The 17,287-nt window shown below is 46.3% G+C and carries 16 protein-coding genes; 6 read left to right on the top strand and 10 right to left on the bottom strand.

Annotated elements, in window-relative coordinates:
• Positions 1–75: 75 nt before the first annotated feature.
• Positions 76–1,059 (bottom strand): beta-N-acetylhexosaminidase, encoded by a 984-nt coding sequence (gene nagZ / locus ACF8EG_RS24715; protein WP_069505170.1) that lies wholly within the window; start codon positions 1,057–1,059, stop codon positions 76–78.
• A gap of 99 nt (positions 1,060–1,158) precedes the next feature.
• Between nagZ and ACF8EG_RS24710 the strand changes: the two genes are divergently transcribed.
• Positions 1,159–2,271, top strand: coding sequence for an anhydro-N-acetylmuramic acid kinase (locus ACF8EG_RS24710; protein WP_029809654.1), 1,113 nt, complete (start codon positions 1,159–1,161; stop codon positions 2,269–2,271).
• A gap of 36 nt (positions 2,272–2,307) precedes the next feature.
• On the top strand, positions 2,308–3,234 hold the full coding sequence (gene murQ, locus ACF8EG_RS24705; protein WP_025578453.1) for an N-acetylmuramic acid 6-phosphate etherase: 927 nt from the start codon (positions 2,308–2,310) through the stop codon (positions 3,232–3,234).
• Between the two features lie 79 nt (positions 3,235–3,313).
• On the opposite strand, the gene ACF8EG_RS24700 is transcribed toward murQ, so the two are convergent.
• Entirely contained in the window at positions 3,314–3,646 is a 333-nt protein-coding gene (locus ACF8EG_RS24700) for a hypothetical protein (RefSeq protein ID WP_021450227.1), read from the bottom strand.
• A 123-nt stretch (positions 3,647–3,769) separates the two neighbouring features.
• Positions 3,770–4,111 carry a DUF2799 domain-containing protein gene (locus tag ACF8EG_RS24695; RefSeq protein ID WP_025522016.1) on the bottom strand — a complete coding sequence of 114 codons (342 nt, stop codon included), beginning with the start codon at positions 4,109–4,111 and terminating at the stop codon, positions 3,770–3,772.
• Positions 4,112–4,384: 273 nt separating this feature from the next.
• Here ACF8EG_RS24695 and ACF8EG_RS24690 point away from each other — a divergent pair, with 273 nt between their 5' ends.
• The 3 genes from ACF8EG_RS24690 to btsR all read left to right on the top strand — a co-directional run bounded on the left by ACF8EG_RS24690 (position 4,385) and on the right by btsR (position 8,445).
• Positions 4,385–5,869, top strand: coding sequence for a carbon starvation protein A (locus ACF8EG_RS24690; protein ID WP_005477897.1), 1,485 nt, complete (start codon positions 4,385–4,387; stop codon positions 5,867–5,869).
• 145 nt (positions 5,870–6,014) lie between these two features.
• Positions 6,015–7,685: a sensor histidine kinase gene (locus tag ACF8EG_RS24685; RefSeq protein WP_005488281.1), complete on the top strand. Its 1,671-nt coding sequence runs from the start codon at positions 6,015–6,017 to the stop codon at positions 7,683–7,685.
• Between the two features lie 31 nt (positions 7,686–7,716).
• Entirely contained in the window at positions 7,717–8,445 is a 729-nt protein-coding gene (gene btsR / locus ACF8EG_RS24680) for a two-component system response regulator BtsR (protein WP_024702562.1), read from the top strand.
• 76 nt (positions 8,446–8,521) lie between these two features.
• Here the strand turns inward: btsR and ispH are convergent, their stop codons facing one another.
• From ispH to murJ, 6 genes are all read right to left on the bottom strand, one after another.
• A complete protein-coding gene (gene ispH, locus ACF8EG_RS24675; protein WP_005460282.1) occupies positions 8,522–9,487 on the bottom strand; it encodes a 4-hydroxy-3-methylbut-2-enyl diphosphate reductase in 966 nt (321 codons plus the stop codon).
• 24 nt (positions 9,488–9,511) lie between these two features.
• On the bottom strand, positions 9,512–9,943 hold the full coding sequence (gene fkpB / locus ACF8EG_RS24670; RefSeq protein WP_021450225.1) for an FKBP-type peptidyl-prolyl cis-trans isomerase: 432 nt from the start codon (positions 9,941–9,943) through the stop codon (positions 9,512–9,514).
• 156 nt (positions 9,944–10,099) lie between these two features.
• Positions 10,100–10,609: a signal peptidase II gene (lspA, locus tag ACF8EG_RS24665; RefSeq protein ID WP_017449479.1), complete on the bottom strand. Its 510-nt coding sequence runs from the start codon at positions 10,607–10,609 to the stop codon at positions 10,100–10,102.
• A 73-nt stretch (positions 10,610–10,682) separates the two neighbouring features.
• Positions 10,683–13,511, bottom strand: a complete 2,829-nt coding sequence (gene ileS / locus ACF8EG_RS24660) for an isoleucine--tRNA ligase (RefSeq protein WP_005488293.1) — start codon at positions 13,509–13,511, stop codon at positions 10,683–10,685.
• A 64-nt stretch (positions 13,512–13,575) separates the two neighbouring features.
• Positions 13,576–14,511, bottom strand: a complete 936-nt coding sequence (gene ribF, locus ACF8EG_RS24655; RefSeq protein WP_069505173.1) for a bifunctional riboflavin kinase/FAD synthetase — start codon at positions 14,509–14,511, stop codon at positions 13,576–13,578.
• A 70-nt stretch (positions 14,512–14,581) separates the two neighbouring features.
• On the bottom strand, positions 14,582–16,144 hold the full coding sequence (gene murJ, locus ACF8EG_RS24650) for a murein biosynthesis integral membrane protein MurJ (protein WP_025532833.1): 1,563 nt from the start codon (positions 16,142–16,144) through the stop codon (positions 14,582–14,584).
• Between the two features lie 294 nt (positions 16,145–16,438).
• Here murJ and rpsT point away from each other — a divergent pair, with 294 nt between their 5' ends.
• Positions 16,439–16,699, top strand: coding sequence for a 30S ribosomal protein S20 (gene rpsT / locus ACF8EG_RS24645; RefSeq protein WP_005381938.1), 261 nt, complete (start codon positions 16,439–16,441; stop codon positions 16,697–16,699).
• 198 nt (positions 16,700–16,897) lie between these two features.
• Here rpsT and ACF8EG_RS24640 read toward each other — a convergent pair whose 3' ends face one another.
• A complete protein-coding gene (locus tag ACF8EG_RS24640; protein WP_005461077.1) occupies positions 16,898–17,194 on the bottom strand; it encodes a metalloregulator ArsR/SmtB family transcription factor in 297 nt (98 codons plus the stop codon).
• Between the last annotated feature and the right edge of the window lie 93 nt (positions 17,195–17,287).

Genomic DNA, 17,287 nt, shown 5'->3' with positions numbered 1-17,287 from the left:
TTTACACACAAAGAAAAAGCCAAAGTCTAATGAGCTTTGGCTTCTAATTGGTGTTTTTAACAGTTTACGAGAGGTTTAGCTGGTCAAGCGTTTCATCGCTTCACTCGCCGCTTTCCACTCATGAGACAATTTGAGATCGCTTAAAGAAAACGACTGTTTTTTGAGTAGCGCATCCGCCAGTGGCACGGTTGAAACAGGCAAGTTATCCAACACTTCAACTTGTGCTTCACGCTTATTACACATCAATAGCATATCGCAACCGGCTTTCATGGCTTGAGCCCCACGCTCGGCGGGGCTGCCCATGATCGCTGCGCCTTCCATCGTCAAATCATCGGAGAAAATTAAGCCTTTAAAACCAAGCTGTTGACGTAAAACGTGTTTCAACCAGTATTCAGAACCACTTGCGGGCTGAGAATCGTAGTTTGGGAAAATCACGTGAGCAGGCATCATGGCATCTAAAATACTGGCATCAATTTGCGCTTTGAAGATAGCCATGTCTTGTTCAAAAATGTCGCTGCGTTCGTCGTATGGCGTTTCTAAATGTGAGTCAGCAATCACACCACCATGACCCGGGAAGTGTTTTCCGGTCGTCGCCATTCCTACGCTCTTCATACCCTGCATATAAGCGGTGCTATAACGAAGGATGGTATCGGCATCTTCACCAAATGCACGGTTACCGATCGCTTTACATTGATGACCTTTGTCGAGCACGGGTGCAAAGCTTAAATCGATGTCGTGAGCAATCAACTCGGCTGCCATTAACCAACCGCCCATACGTGCTAGCTCTTCGCCATTGTGATGTTTGGCGTATTCGTCGGCGGCAGGGATTAACGAGAAACCTTCACGAAAGCGTTGTACTCGCCCGCCCTCTTGATCCACACCAATCAGGAATGGGCGTTTCACAGCTTTGCGGATAGATTGAGTAAGTGCTTGAAGCTGTTCACTATCATGATAGTTACGAGTAAATAGGATCAAGCCACCAACCTTAGGATGTTCCAGAATTTCTTTGTCTTCTGCGGTCAGTTCATAACCCGTAACGTCAACCCATAACGGTCCCATTTTTTCTCCTCAAAATCGGCTGAATATCTCGTATTCGATGAGGTTATTCGCTTCAGATTTGCTTTACAATAAGTGAATGAAGAATTGACGAGATCGGCTATGAAATTTAACGAACTGTACATTGGTGTGATGTCTGGAACCAGTATGGACGGCGTTGATACCGCTCTGGTTGAGATTACAGATAATCACGTTCGCTTAATTGCGCACGACGACTATCCAATGCCTGCGGCGATGAAAGAAATGCTGTTATCGGTTTGTACCGGTCAAGCGACAAACTTAAAAGCCATCGGTGAACTTGACCACCAGCTCGGCCACCTATTTGCAGATGCCGTGTTGCAGCTACTCAATAAGTCTGGTTACGTCGCAGAACAAATTCGTGCGATTGGTAATCACGGTCAGACAGTGTTCCATCAGCCTACCGGAGACTTGCCATTTACCACTCAATTGGGCGATGCCAACATTATCGCGGTCAAAACAGGCATTGATACGGTAGCGGATTTTCGTCGTAAAGACATGGCGCTGGGTGGACAAGGTGCTCCACTGGTTCCCGCTTTTCACAAAAGCATCTTTGCCATGCAAGATTCCACAACGGTCGTGCTAAACATCGGCGGCATTGCCAACATTTCGGTTTTGCATCCGCAGCAACCCGTGCACGGCTACGATACAGGGCCGGGCAATATGTTGATGGACGCATGGTGTGAGCGACATACTGGTCACGGTTTCGACAAAGACGCGCAACTTGCCCAGCGAGGCAACGTCAACGAAGCATTGCTGGCTCATTTACTTAAAGAGCCTTATCTCGCAATGTCTGCCCCGAAGAGTACCGGACGTGAACTGTTCAACATGGATTGGCTACATCACCAGTTAGCCAATTACGATGTATCCGTCGAAGACGTCCAACGCACCTTGTGCGAATACACCGCGATCACTATTGCGCATGACGTAACAAAGTTCACGTATGGCGAGACTCCTCAGCTGTTGGTTTGCGGCGGCGGTGCACGCAACCCACTGTTGATGCAACGTTTAGCTGAACTTCTCCCCCAATGGCATGTGGCAACCACTACCGATAAAGGCGTTGATGGCGACTACATGGAAGCAATGGCGTTTGCTTGGCTTGCGCAGCGCCATATTCATGGCCTCCCTAGCAATTTACCGGAAGTCACAGGGGCAAGTCGCCTCGCTTCACTTGGTGTGCTCTATTCAAAAAATTAAGGGCAATAGACCCTAAACAAAAAGGCTTAATTCATTATGACGAACGATGCACTTATCGCAGCTTTATCCCATCTGGTATCTGAAGGGCGAAATCCAGATACCATGGACATCGACTTGCTGCCTTCTCTCGATATTGTTCAGCGCATCAACCAACAGGACAAACTCGTTCCGCTTGCCGTTGAAAAAGTGCTGCCTGAGATTGCTCAAGCGGTCGATAAGATCACCGACGCCTTTAAAGTGGGTGGACGCTTAATTTATATGGGTGCAGGCACGAGCGGCCGTTTAGGTGTACTGGATGCCTCGGAATGCCCACCAACGTTTGGCGTATCGGACAAAATGGTGATCGGCCTTATCGCTGGTGGCCCAGAAGCGATACTAAAAGCCAAAGAAGGTGCAGAGGATTCACCTCAACTTGGTGAGCAAGATTTAAAGGATATCGACTTCAGCAGCAATGATGTACTGGTAGGAATAGCAGCCAGTGGTCGTACACCTTATGTGATTGGCGGTTTGGAATACGCGAATACGATTGGATCAACTACCGTTGCGTTGTCGTGCAATCCGGATTCTCCTATCGCAGATATTGCTGATATCGCAATAAGTCCCGTTGTTGGCCCAGAAGCCTTGACGGGGTCCACTCGCTTAAAATCAGGCACCGCTCAAAAGTTGGTGCTCAACATGCTCACTACAGCAAGTATGATCCGTTTAGGTAAGAGCTACCAAAACTTGATGGTGGACGTGAAAGCGACCAACAACAAATTGGTCGCGCGTGCTGCTCGCATTGTTATGCAGGCGACGGAGTGCACTAAAGAAGAGGCAACCGAGGTACTTAAGCAGACCAATTATGAGGTGAAACTGGCAATCTTAATGATCTTGACCGATCTTGATATCGAGTCCGCACGTCAGCACCTTCATCATCAAGAGGGCTTCTTGCGTAAAGCGGTAGAAAGCCACAAAGCAAACTGACCTAATGTAAGAAGGTTGGACAGTAAAAAGGTGGCTCATGGGCCACCTTATCTTTTTGCCGGAGCTGATACATCAAGCATCAATCCTCGTCATACAACCACTCATCAAATTCGCGATTTAACTCGTTATTCACCTTACGCTTGAGCTGGTCTGGATCAGTGGCATTTTTAACGCGTTCCACTTTATTCGTGTACTGGCTTGTCGCCTCGTTTACTTCCCGTTTCATTTTGTTTTGCACGTAAGTACCGTTGGTGAGATCTTCAATATCCCGCTTGGTATTATTGAGCGTATTCGTAATCTGATGCTTGTTATGGTCGTATTTGCGTTTCGCTTTGATCGTATCTTTCAGCATATTGCTGGCACTTGCGGTTAGCGGCAGTAATACTAACGCAACTAAAAAGTACTTTTTCATATTTCAATATCACTTATTACTCAATCTCAATGAGCCAAGTAGACCAAAGCGATCCGATAGAATTGTCAGAAGTTCAACAAGCCAAACTATCGTCTTGATTATGAAACAGAATGAGTCTTGGCGTTAATTACTGTATTCGTTCCAGCCTCGTTGCCATTCCATACGGAATTTTTGCGCTTGCTCAGTGCCCTCACAGACACCCTCATAATATTGGCCAGATAGACCCATTTGATAAGCAAAGTCTGGATTGCAATATTCAGCGACACCTTCCAAATAGCCACGGTCATAATCACCAGGATTAGCAATGCCCAACGTTTTCAGCTCTTTTACACTACGAGAAGTGTGTCCTGCGATGCCATCTTGATAACCAATCTGATACCAATCACCCGATTTGGCGAGATCTTCCGTGGTTGCAGCACACCCAGCCAATAATACCAGCGCCAACCCCAACGTCGCTTTTTTCATAACTCTTCCTTAACTGATTGTTTTCAAAACAAGCTTATCACTAATTCTCTGAATCTGCCGCTCAACACCCAGATTTCGCCACTCACGCTGCCGTTAAACCACTTAATGATAAAACGCGCCACTCACTAGCATCACAAACCACTCAATCGGTATATCGACCACTCGCTACTGTATTCGACCACTCATCTACTAAGCGAATGCAATTAACAAAAGTAGCGCATAACATGCACCCTGAAATTAAAAAATTACCCTACCCAACCAAGGACAATTGCTATGATGTGGTTTCTAACTTGTGTCGCTGCCCTCATCGGCGGATACTTCATCTACGGCGCTTTCGTTGAGAAAATTTTCGGCATCAATGAGAAACGCCAAACCCCTGCACACACCAAAACGGATGGTGTTGACTTTGTTCCAATGTCAACAAAGAAGGTTTACCTAGTTCAGCTACTTAACATCGCTGGTGTAGGTCCTATCTTTGGCCCAATCATGGGTGCACTTTACGGCCCAGCCGCAATGCTTTGGATTGTTGTAGGTTGTATCTTTGCAGGTGCCGTACACGATTACTTCTCAGGTATGCTTTCTGTGCGTAACGGCGGTGCATCAGTGCCAACGATTACTGGTCGCTACCTAGGTAATGGCGCAAAACACTTTATGAATATCTTTGCCATTGTCCTGTTGCTTCTTGTTGGTGTGGTATTCGTATCAGCGCCAGCGGGCATGATCACAAACCTAATCAATGATCAAACCAGCCTAAACGTAAGCATGACAACAATGGTTGTAGTTATTTTTGCTTACTACATCATCGCGACAATCGTTCCAGTAGATAAGATCATCGGTCGTTTCTACCCTCTATTTGGCGCACTACTTATCTTCATGTCGGTTGGTCTAATGACTGCGGTTGCTCTATCTAGCGAGCACACAGTGATGGGTGATTTCCAAGTAACAGACATGTTCTCTAACCTAAATCCAAATGATATGCCTTTATGGCCTGCGCTGTTCATCACTATCGCTTGTGGTGCAATCTCTGGCTTCCACGCAACTCAGTCGCCACTAATGGCGCGTTGTATGGAAAACGAGAAAAACGGTCGCTTCGTATTCTACGGTGCAATGATTGGTGAAGGTGTTATCGCTCTAATCTGGTGTGCTATCGCCCTATCATTCTTCGGCTCTCTAGAAGCGCTTTCTGAAGCAGTGAAAAACGGTGGTCCTGGTAACGTGGTATACAGCGCGTCATTTGGTCTACTAGGTGTATTCGGTGGTATCATTGCTTTCCTAGGCGTGGTTATCCTACCAATCACTTCAGGTGACACTGCGTTCCGTTCAAGCCGTCTAATCCTTGCTGAATACTTCAACATGGAACAGAAAACACTACGTAACCGTCTACTAATGGCTGTACCGCTATTCGTTATCGGTGGAGTGTTGACTCAAGTAGACTTTGGCATCATCTGGCGTTACTTCGGCTTCGCAAACCAAACAACCGCAGTAATGATGTTGTGGACTGCGTCAGCTTACCTACTGCGTCACAACAAACTGCACTGGATTACAACTATCCCTGCAATGTTCATGACTACAGTGTGTGTAACTTTCATTCTGAACAACAGCTCACTAGGTTTCGGCCTACCAATGCAAGTGTCGACTATCGCGGGTGTCATCTTCTCTCTAGTCGTTACAGGTTACGTTATCAAAACCTCTAAAGGTAAAGGCGAATCTGAACTGGCGGATGAAGAAAAACCACAAGCAGTCACAGAAACTGCGTAAGCCAACCACATATTGACTGGTTAAGACAAGGAGCCTGCCGTTTGCAGGCTCTTTTTGTTTTATACCTAAATGACTTTAAAGGCCGATAAAACCTTGAGGTTGTTTAGGTATACAATAACAACATTAATTTCAGGTTAGGTTCGCTATGGAACTGGTTATCTCTCTCTTGCAGCAAATGTGTGTTTACTTAGTCTTGGCTTACATGCTGAGTAAAACACCCATCATCTTACCGCTACTGAGTATTTCGTCTCGCCTTAGCCATCGTTTGATTTGCTACGTGCTCTTTTCTGGCTTTTGTATCCTCGGGACGTACTTTGGCCTGCACATCAATGATGCAATCGCCAACACGCGTGCCATTGGCGCTGTCATGGGTGGGTTGTTCGGCGGGCCAGTAGTCGGTTTTGCTGTCGGCTTAACCGGCGGGATTCATCGTTATTCACTTGGTGGCTTTACCGACCTAGCCTGTGCTATTTCAACCACTGCTGAAGGCGTGATTGGTGGCTTGTTACATGTCTACCTTATCAAACGCAACAAGGGCGCATTGCTGTTCAACCCAAGCGTGGTGTTCAGCGTGACATTTGTTGCCGAAGTTGTGCAGATGATTTTGTTGTTGGCGGTAGCCAAACCCTTCGACCAAGCCTACGAACTGGTGTCAGCGATTGCCGCTCCGATGATCATTGCCAACTCGTTCGGTGCCGCACTTTTCATGAGCATCCTACAAGATAGAAAAACCATTTTTGAAAAGTACTCCGCAACCTTTTCACGCCGCGCGCTTACCATCGCCGATCGCTCCGTAGGCATTTTGAGCAACGGTTTTAACACCGAGAATGCAGAAAAAATCGCTCGTATCATTTACGAAGAAACCAAGGTTGGCGCAGTTGCAATTACTGACCAAGAGAAGATTTTGGCGTTTGTCGGCATTGGCGATGACCACCATAGACCGAATACACCTATTTCATCGCAAAGCACATTAGATTCGATGGAGAAAAACGACATCATCTATCTTGATGGTACAGAGCGTCCGTATCAGTGTTCTTTGGCGAAAGATTGCAAACTCGGTTCGGCGTTGATCATTCCATTGCGAGCGGGTAAGGCGGTCATCGGAACAATCAAACTCTATGAACCTAAGCGTAAGCTGTTCTCAACCGCCAACATGTCAATGGCAGAAGGGATAGCTCAGTTGCTCTCCAGCCAAATTTTGTATGGCGATTATCAACAACAACAAGCGCTGTTAGCGCAGGCAGAAATCAAACTGCTGCACGCGCAGGTAAACCCTCACTTTTTGTTTAACGCGCTCAATACCATCAGTGCAATTACACGCCGCGACCCAGATAAAGCCCGTGAGCTTATCCAAAACTTGTCGCATTTCTTCCGCAGTAACTTAAAACAGAACATCAATACGGTGACGCTGAAAGAAGAGCTTGCACACGTCAATTCTTACCTCAGTATCGAAAAAGCACGCTTCACGGATCGCTTGGAAGTAGAAATAGATATCGACCCAGAGTTGCTCGATATCAAGCTGCCAAGTTTTACACTTCAACCCTTGGTGGAAAATGCCATCAAACACGGCATCTCCAATATGCTTGAAGGTGGAAAAGTTAAAATTTACAGCGAAGCGCACCCTCAAGGACACCTGATTACGGTCGAGGACAACGCAGGCAGTTTCCAGCCACCAAAAGACAACCACTCAGGTTTAGGCTTGGAAATTGTAGACAAACGTCTCACTAATCAATTTGGGCGTGACTCAGCGCTAAAAATTGCGTGTGTGACGCATCAATTTACTAAAATGAGCTTTATCATTCCCCCGAAATCATAAACCCAATCAGCAGCAATAAAGGTAATGTTGGATGTTAACCGCACTCGTCATTGATGATGAACAGTTTGCTCGAGAAGAGCTGGCAGAGCTCTTGGATGAAACAGGTCAAGTGGAGGTGGTCGGTGATGCGTCCAATGCCATCTTGGGCCTCAAAAAAATCAACGAGCTCAAACCTGATGTGGTGTTCTTAGATATCCAAATGCCTCAAGTAACCGGGATCGAGCTGCTTGGCATGCTCGATCCTGAAACCATGCCGTATGTGGTTTTTGTTACCGCTTATGACCAATACGCAATCCAAGCTTTTGAAGATAACGCGTTTGATTATCTCCTCAAACCTGTCGACCCATGCCGCTTGAACAAAACCGTTAAGCGCCTAAACAAGGTGATCAGTCAATCAGCGTTAACTCAACAACTGTCTGCGATTACACCCGAGACTTTGGATCAAATTCCTTGTATTGGACACAATCGGATTGTGATCATGGCAACCGAGACGGTGGAATGTGCTTATAGCGATATTAGCGGTGTGCATGTACGTTCCACCAGCCAAACAGCAAGCACTCAGCTCACGTTAAAAACACTGGAAGAAAAAACGCCCTTAGTGCGTTGTCATCGCCAATATTTAGTGAGCATTAAAGCCATCAGTGAAATCAAGCTGCTGGAAAATGGTCTAGCCGAAATCATCACCAAAACAGGCTTTGAGATCCCAGTAAGCCGTCGTTACCTCAAAGTACTCAAAGAGATGCTAGGTATCAGCCACTAAGTGCCGAATATGAGCGAAACATGTGATCAAAAAAGGCGACCTTGAGGTCGCCTTTTGAATATTCGATAAATGGATATCAGTCCACTTGCTTGATTTGCAGCTCTTTTGGTACTTCGAAGAACATGTTTTCTTCTCGACCTAAGACTTCATCGACTGAGCGTGCACCCACTAGCTCTTTGATACGCTCAAGAATCTGATTCACCAACTCTTCTGGCGCAGAAGCACCCGCTGTCACACCTACTTTTGTCTTACCTTCAAACCACTCAGGCTTGATATCTTCAGGACAATCCGTCAAGTAACCAGGCGTGCCAAGTTTCTCAGCCAACTCTTTAAGACGAGTAGAGTTTGAAGAATTCTTAGAACCCACAACCACCATTACATCCACATCACCAGCCAGCTCTCGCACGGCATCTTGGCGGTTTTGTGTTGCGTAACAAATATCGTCTTTACGTGGGCCTTGGATGTCAGGAAATACGCGGCGTAGCTCTTCAATCACATCAGCGGTTTCATCGACAGACAATGTGGTTTGGCTTACATAGTGCAGATCCGATGGATCTTTCACGATCGCTTTTAGTTTCTCAACGTCCGCAGGAGTTTCCACTAAGTACATGCCGCCAGTTTCGCTTGAGTACTGACCCATGGTACCTTCGACTTCTGGGTGACCAGCATGACCAATCAGAACCACTTCCATATTGCGGCGGCTTGCACGAGCAACTTCCATATGAACTTTCGTTACCAATGGGCAGGTTGCATCAAATACCGTCAGATCACGCTGTTTTGCTTCTTGGCGAACCGCTTGCGATACACCATGAGCAGAGAAAATCACGATGTTGTTGTCAGGCACTTCATGTAGCTCTTCAACGAAGATAGCGCCTCGTTGCTTTAGCCCCTCAACCACAAAACGGTTATGTACCACTTCATGGCGAACATAAATCGGTGGCTGATACAGCTCTAGCGCACGCTCTACGATGCTAATCGCACGGTCAACACCAGCACAAAAACCGCGTGGGTTAGCTAATAGGATTTTCATTTCATTGCTCATGGAAATTATCTTTTATTGGGGTGGCTATTCTACTGACAAAATTTCGACTTCGAAAGTCACGTCTTGTCCCGCTAAAGGGTGATTAAAGTCTACCGTTACCGAATCGCCTGCAATCTCAGTAATGATGCCCGGAATTTCCATACCATCAGGGCCACTGAAAGCCATGATAGTACCGACTTCAACTTCCGCTTCACCAACAAATTTGGTGCGATCCATATGATGAATATGGTCTGGGTTAGGCATACCAAAAGCATCTTGCGCTTTGAGTTCAATCGCTTTTTTCTCACCAGATTGGAGACCCACCAAGCACTGCTCGAAGTTCTCACTCAGGCTACCGTCACCCATCACAAACTTCGCTGGTTTGCCCATATTATGAGTGCTGTCTGCCACCGAACCATCTTTCATTTTGATCGTAAAGTGCAGGGTTACTACCGAATCATTCGTTATTGTTGTCACGTTACTGCTTCCTTGTTCTTGGGTCATTACGTCTATCCGCTTTGTCTTTTTATACACTGATGTGCGGATTTGCGCTCCAACATAATAAAAAGCGTCGTACGAATCAACGGACGACGCTTAGGGTTATTCGACTTTTCCAATATACATGGCCACGATTTAGGCTTTTGCTGTGTCTTTCTTGCGAAAGCCGTCTAGGATAATCATCGCCGCACCAAGACAAATCGCCATATCAGCAAGGTTAAATGCCGGCCAGTGATAATTGCCCCAGTAGAAGTCTAAGTAATCGACCACAAAACCATGGATCACGCGGTCAAATACGTTACCAACTGCACCGCCAATAATCATGGCGTAAGCAATGTTGTTCCACTTTTCTTTTGCAGGAAGCTTACTCATCCAATAAGTCAAAAGACCTGTGACTATAAATGCGATACCGGTAAACAACCAACGTTGCCAACCCGCTTGATCGCTCAAAAAGCTGAAAGCTGCGCCATAGTTGTGAACATAGAGAAGATTGAAGAAAGGCAAAATTTCAATTCGGTTTGCCCAGCCATATCCCATGTTGTTCATGACAACGTATTTAATGCCTATATCGGCCAAAAAAATCACAATCGCTAGCCACAGCCAACGTACACCTGATTGCTTTAACGTCAGTGCTTTTTCACTCATTACTTTACCTACAAACAGCCCCAGTAAATACTGGGGCTGTTAATTTTAAAAAAAGTTCAGTCGTTCTAGGCAATTACGCGAATTTACGTACTTCACCTTCGCCATCAACGTTAGATACACAGCGACCACAAATCTTCTCGTGACCCGCAATTGTGCCTACGTCTGGCGTGTGGTGCCAACAACGATCACACTTCTCAGCTTCTGTCGCTTTCACTTCAACAAACAGACCTTCGATGTCTGTTGCTTGCGCCGCGTCAGATTTCTCGCTTAAAGGCTTAACTGCTGCTGCAGACGTCAGTAGCACGAAGCGTAACTCGTCTTCTAGCTTGTTGATTTTCGCCGCTAGTGCGTCATCAGCAAATAGAGTTAGCTCAGCTTGTAGTGCACCACCGATGGTTTTCTCTGCACGCGCCGCTTCAAGAAGTTTGTTCACCGCCCCACGAACTTTCTGAATTTCAGTCCAGAATTCGTTGTTCAGCTCTTCACCTTCCGCTAGACCAAATAGACCATCGAACCACTCACCTGTGAACACGAATTTTTCGCGCTCGCCTGGCATCTCGTTCCAGATCTCATCTGCGGTGAATGACATGATTGGCGCCATCCAACGAACTAGTGCTTCTACGATGTAGTAAAGTGCAGTCTGACAGCTACGTTGAGCGTGGCCGCCCTGCTTCGCTGTGTACTGACGGTCTTTGATTACGTCTAGGTAGAATGAGCCCATCTCGATAGAACAGAACTGCATTAGACGCTGAGTTACGGCGTGGATGTTGTATTCATCGTACGCTTTGATGATCTCTTCTTGCGCAGCAAGTGCACGACCAACTGCCCAACGGTCTAGCGCCACCATTTCTTCAGCAGGAACGATGTCTGTTGCTGGGTTGAAGCCATTTAGGTTCGCTAGGAAGAAACGCGCTGTGTTACGGATACGACGATACGCATCTGCAGAGCGTTTTAGGATTTCATCAGAAACCGCAACTTCACCAGTGTAGTCTGTAGAAGCAACCCATAGACGCAAAATGTCTGCACCGAGTTTGTTCGTTACGTCTTTTGGCGCAACCACGTTACCGATAGATTTAGACATCTTACGGCCGTGACCATCAACCACGAAACCGTGCGTCAGAACTTGTTTGTATGGCGCTACACCTTTCATCGCAATTGATGAAATTAGAGAAGACTGGAACCAACCACGGTGTTGGTCAGAACCTTCAAGGTATAGGTCGGCACTGTTACCGTTGTACTCTTCACGAGCATCAACAACAGAGAAGTGCGTAACACCTGAATCGAACCATACGTCTAGCGTATCGAGTACTTTTTCGTACTGCTCTGCTTCGTCGCCTAGTAGTTCAGCTGCGTCTACATCCCACCATGCTTGGATGCCTTTTTCTTCAACAAGCTTCGCTACTTTTTCAATTAGCTCTAACGTGTTTGGATGAAGTTCTGCTGTTTCTTTATGAACAAACAGAGCGATTGGTACACCCCAAGTACGTTGACGAGAGATACACCACTCAGGGCGACCTTCGATCATACCTTCGATACGGCTTTGACCCCATTCCGGCATCCACTGAACACCTTTGATTGACTCTAGTGCTTTTGCACGTAGGCCAGCTTGGTCCATTGATACGAACCATTGAGGTGTTGCTCGGAAGATGATTGGAGTCTTATGACGCCAACAGTGCGGGTAGCTGTGCTCGTAAGCGTGATGATGTAGTAGCGCGCCTTTTTCTTTTAGCGTTTCTACGACAGCGTCATTCGCTTTGAATACGTGCTGGCCAGCAAAAAGCTCAGTGTCTGGTAGGTAAACACCGTTAGAGCCCACTGGGTTTGCCACTTCTAGGTTGTACTTTTGACCAACCGCAAAGTCTTCCTGACCATGACCAGGTGCCGTGTGAACCACACCAGTACCTGAGTCAGTCGTCACGTGATCACCAAGGATCGCCGGAACTGTGAAATCGTAGAATGGGTGTTGGAACTGAGAAAGCTCTAGATCCGCACCTTTCGCAAAACCAAGGTTATGGAAGTGCTCGATACCCGCGCGATCCATCACATCTTTTGCCAATTCAGCAGCAACGATAATACGCTCAGGGTTGTCACCCTCAACTTGGATTAGCACGTATTCAAGATCATCACGTAGACATACTGCGCGGTTTGCAGGCAGAGTCCAAGGAGTGGTTGTCCAGATAACGATTGAAACGTCACCCTTACCTTCGTGACCTTCCGTCAATTCAAATTTAGATAGCAGCGCAGCTTCGTCCGCTGTTTTAAAACGTACGTCGATAGATGGCGATACTTTATCTTTGTATTCTACTTCTGCTTCTGCAAGTGCAGAACCACAATCCGTACACCAGTGAACAGGTTTGAAACCTTTTAATAGGTGGCCATTACTTGCGATTTTACCAAGCGCACGAATAATGTTCGCTTCAGTTGCGAAATCCATAGTGCGGTATGGCTTATCCCACTCACCCATGATGCCAAGACGCTTGAAGCTTTCTTTCTGACCTTCAACCTGACCTGCTGCGTATTCGCGACATTTTTCGCGGAATTCCGCTGCCGTTACTTTTTGGCCTGGTTTGCCTACTTTCTTTTCTACCATCAATTCGATTGGCAGACCGTGGCAGTCCCAGCCTGGGATGTAAGGTGCGTCAAAACCTGAAAGTGTTTTGGATTTAATAATAATGTCTTTAAGAATCTTGTTTAGTGCGTGACCAATGTGAATGTCACCATTTGCGTAAGGAGGGCCATCGTGCAATACGAATGACTTTTTGCCTTTTTTAGCTTTACGGATTTCACCGTAAAGATCTTCTTTGTACCAACGCTCAAGCATTTCTGGCTCACGATTAGCCAGGTTGCCGCGCATTGGAAACCCTGTTTCAGGTAAGTTCAGGGTATCTTTATACTCACTCATCGATTCTTAATTCCGTTATATTGGGCGAAAATTAGACATTATGTCGAACGGTGGAATAAACCGTTCAACTCTTAAGCTGACGCAGCCACACCCTTGCTGCTTCAGCATCCAATTCGATTTGTTGTTTAAGTTCTTCAAACGACTCAAACTTTTGCTCATCTCGAAGTTTGTGCAAAAGTTCCACTTCTAGTTGCTTGCCATATAAATTGGCATGAAAGTCAAATAAGTGTACTTCTAACTGTTGGCGAACGCCATTTACTGTAGGTCGTTGGCCAATATTAGCCACGCCACCGACTGGCTTATCACCCAAGCCTAGCGCTTGAACAACATAGACTCCGGAAACCGGAGAAACACAACGTTTCAGTGGAATATTGGCCGTCGGGAACCCAATGGTTCTTCCTAACTTTCTTCCGTGTGAAACGCGACCGCTGATGCTGTAATCTCTTCCCAGCATCTCTTGTGCGGCATGCAAATCGTCACGAGCTAGTGCTTCCCGAATCGCGGTACTACTCACTCGTAACTGTTGTAAACAAAAGCTTTGGGTACTGACGACTTCAAAGCCGTATTTTTCCCCTGCTTCCTGCAACATAGCAAAGTTACCTAAACGGCCTTTGCCAAAGCAGAAATCATCACCAACGACAAGAAACTTAACACCCAAACGCTCGACCAACAAGTCGCGGATAAACTCTTCCGCTGTCAGGCTGGCAAAATGGCGATTAAAGTTGACGCAAAGCAAACGGTCGATGTCGAGCTTGCTTAATTGAACGAACTTGTCGCGCAGTCGCGTCAACCTTGCGGGCGCTTTGTCTTTGGCAAACAGCTCCATTGGCTGAGGTTCAAAGGTCATCACAACCGACGGTAACGAAAGTTTCTCCGCTTGCTCAGACACTTGCTGCAATACTTGTTGATGGCCTTTGTGTACGCCATCGAAATTGCCGATCGTCAACACACAACCATAATGGTGTGGTGCGATATTATGAATGCCTCTAATCAGTTCCATTGGATACTGCGTTCTGCCTCTGTTTTTACTTTGCACTGTGTGAAACTGACGGATTATATACTAATCAACCTCAATCTGTCCCAGCTTTTAGGTCTTTTAAACGTACGCCTGTCAAAAATAGAACCGCTAGGTAAACTGCGGCGCCTAGACCAATTAACATTCCTAACATGCCGCTACGGTGAGCAAAGCTCCACTCTAGCCAAACCGACATGTCTTCCAATTGCCATAAGATCGCAGCGACCATCGCAGCGCCAGCAACAACCAAACGTATAATAAAGAAGACGGTACGCTTAGTGATTTGATAGACACCTGCAATGTGCAGACCTCGGTACAACAGCGCCATGTTGACGAACGCTGACAATGCCGTAGCAATAGCCAAGCCGACGTAACCGTAGAAATAGGCAAAAATTGCGTTGAACACCATGTTAGTCACCATCGCGATGATGCCGTATTTCACTGGCGTTTTTGTGTCTTGACGTGAGTAATAGCCTGGCGCTAACACTTTAATTAACATGAAATTCAATAGGCCAGATGCGTAAGCGAGCAACGACAGAGACGCTTGGTGCACATCTTGTGGAGAGAACTCACCGCGCATAAATAGCACCATCAACATCGGCTTCGCCAACGCCATCAAACCCAACATCGCCGGAATCCCGAGCAGCGTTACCATGCGAACGCCCCAATCCATGGTATGTGCAAAACCTTCGCTCTGCGAGTCCACATGTTTACGAGACAGCGCAGGCAAAATCACCGTCGCAATCGCAATACCAAACAGCCCCAGCGGGAACTCCAACAAACGATCGGAATAATACAACCAGCTGATTGAGCCAGTTTGTAGAAAGCTGGCAATAAAAGTATCAAATAGCAGGTTGATTTGACTGACAGAGACGCCAAACAAAGCGGGAATCATCAACGTGCGGATTTTTACCACCCCAGGATCGCGCCACCCCCACTTAGGCTTAACCATCACGCCCGCTTTAATAAGGAAAGGAATTTGGAATAAGAACTGAACCAAACCACCTAAAAATACACCGATAGCCAGACCGATTTCCGGTTGAGACATCTGTGGCGAGATAAACCAAGCCGCCAGAATGATCATGACATTCAAAAAGACCGGAGTGAATGAGGAGACGGCAAACTTGCCGAGTGTGTTAAGAATGGCTCCGGAAAGCGCAACAAAGGTGATGAACCATAAATAAGGGAAGGTAATTTTGAGCATCAGACTGGCTAGCTCAAATTTCTCTGCGGCCGGCCCACCATGCATCCAATCTAAAAACCAGCCAAAACCAAACAGCGCGGTTACCACACCAGAGCCCAGCACGCCCAGCACGGTAACAATAGAGACAATAACCCCTAACGTACCGGCAGCACGAGCAATCAACTCGCGTGTTTTGTCCATATCACCTTGAGCGTGATTCTCCGTTAAAACAGGGACAAACGCTTGAGAAAAAGCCCCTTCAGCAAACAAACGTCGTAAGAAATTCGGAATTTTGTTGGCGAAGAAAAAGACGTCAGCGCTTGCTCCTGCCCCCATTAAATTTGCCACTACAACATCGCGAACTAAACCCAGAACGCGGGAAATTAATGTCATAGCACTGACGATCATGCCTGACTTGAGTAGTCGTTTACTCACTGTAACCTCGGAATATCACTATAAGACAGCCAACCCTATACTGTTAAGCTCGTGGAGGCTCTAAATAGACGTCAAAAATATATCCGTTTATTGTTAGTTCTAAGCGGATAATTATTAGCATTGGTATAAAAATGCTGTTAGAATCCCCGCCATCTTAACCGCGATAACCTTTCATACCAAAATTTGTTTTGGTTTAGATGGGTTTTTGCACAAATCATTTGACATTTAGGCGCAAATGAGGGATATTCCTCGCCCTTAAATTGTCACAGAACTAAGTTTTTGGGAGTTAGACCCTTGGCAAATAGTAAATCTGCTAAGAAGCGCGCTATCCAAGCTGAGAAACGTCGTCAGCACAATGCTAGCCGTCGCTCAATGATGCGTACTTACATGAAGAAAACTGTTGCTGCTATCGAAGCAGGCGACAAAGAAGCTGCAACTGCTGCATTCGCTGTAGTTACACCTATCCTAGACCGCATGGCAACTAAAGGCCTTATTCACAAGAATAAAGCAGCTCGCCATAAGTCTCGTTTCGCTGCACAAATCAAAGCTCTTTAATAGACACTTGATTTTACAGTGAAGAAAAAACCGGCTTTATGTCGGTTTTTTTATATCTAAAATTCGTCAAATCACGAATCCAAGATAAGAAAAAAGCTGGCACTGCCAGCTTTTGTTATTTAGAACGACTCAAATCTGCCAGTTACCTACCGTTGCCTAAACAACACAGATAACCCTAACGCATTTCAGTCTGTGCGATCAGTTTGCGCAATAAAGACCGTGAAGGGTTTGAATCAATGTCTTCACCTCATCACTTTTTAACGTGTAATACACCGTTTGCGCTTCTTTTCTCGTCGCGACCAATTCGTCACGACGAAGCCAAGCTAAATGTTGCGATAACGCCGACTGGCTTAATTCCAGTTTGGTACACAGCTCCCCAACGGACAACTCTTGGTTATGCAGCATACAAAGAATTTGTAGGCGTCTTTCGTTTGCCATCGCTTTGAGCAACACGACGGCTTTTGCGGAGTTTTTCTCCATTTCTTGTAGATTCATGTGTTGGACCTCTAGCTACAACTTACTTATTCCAACCCTGGCCAGCTTGTTGTGTTGCACTGATTTAATATCTCTAAGGACATCAAGATTCTT

Source organism: Vibrio sp. YQ_11 (assembly GCF_043103065.1).
GTDB lineage: Bacteria > Pseudomonadota > Gammaproteobacteria > Enterobacterales > Vibrionaceae > Vibrio > Vibrio parahaemolyticus.
Note: the sequence above shows the minus strand (reverse complement) of the source record. Positions and strands in the feature narration are given on the sequence as shown.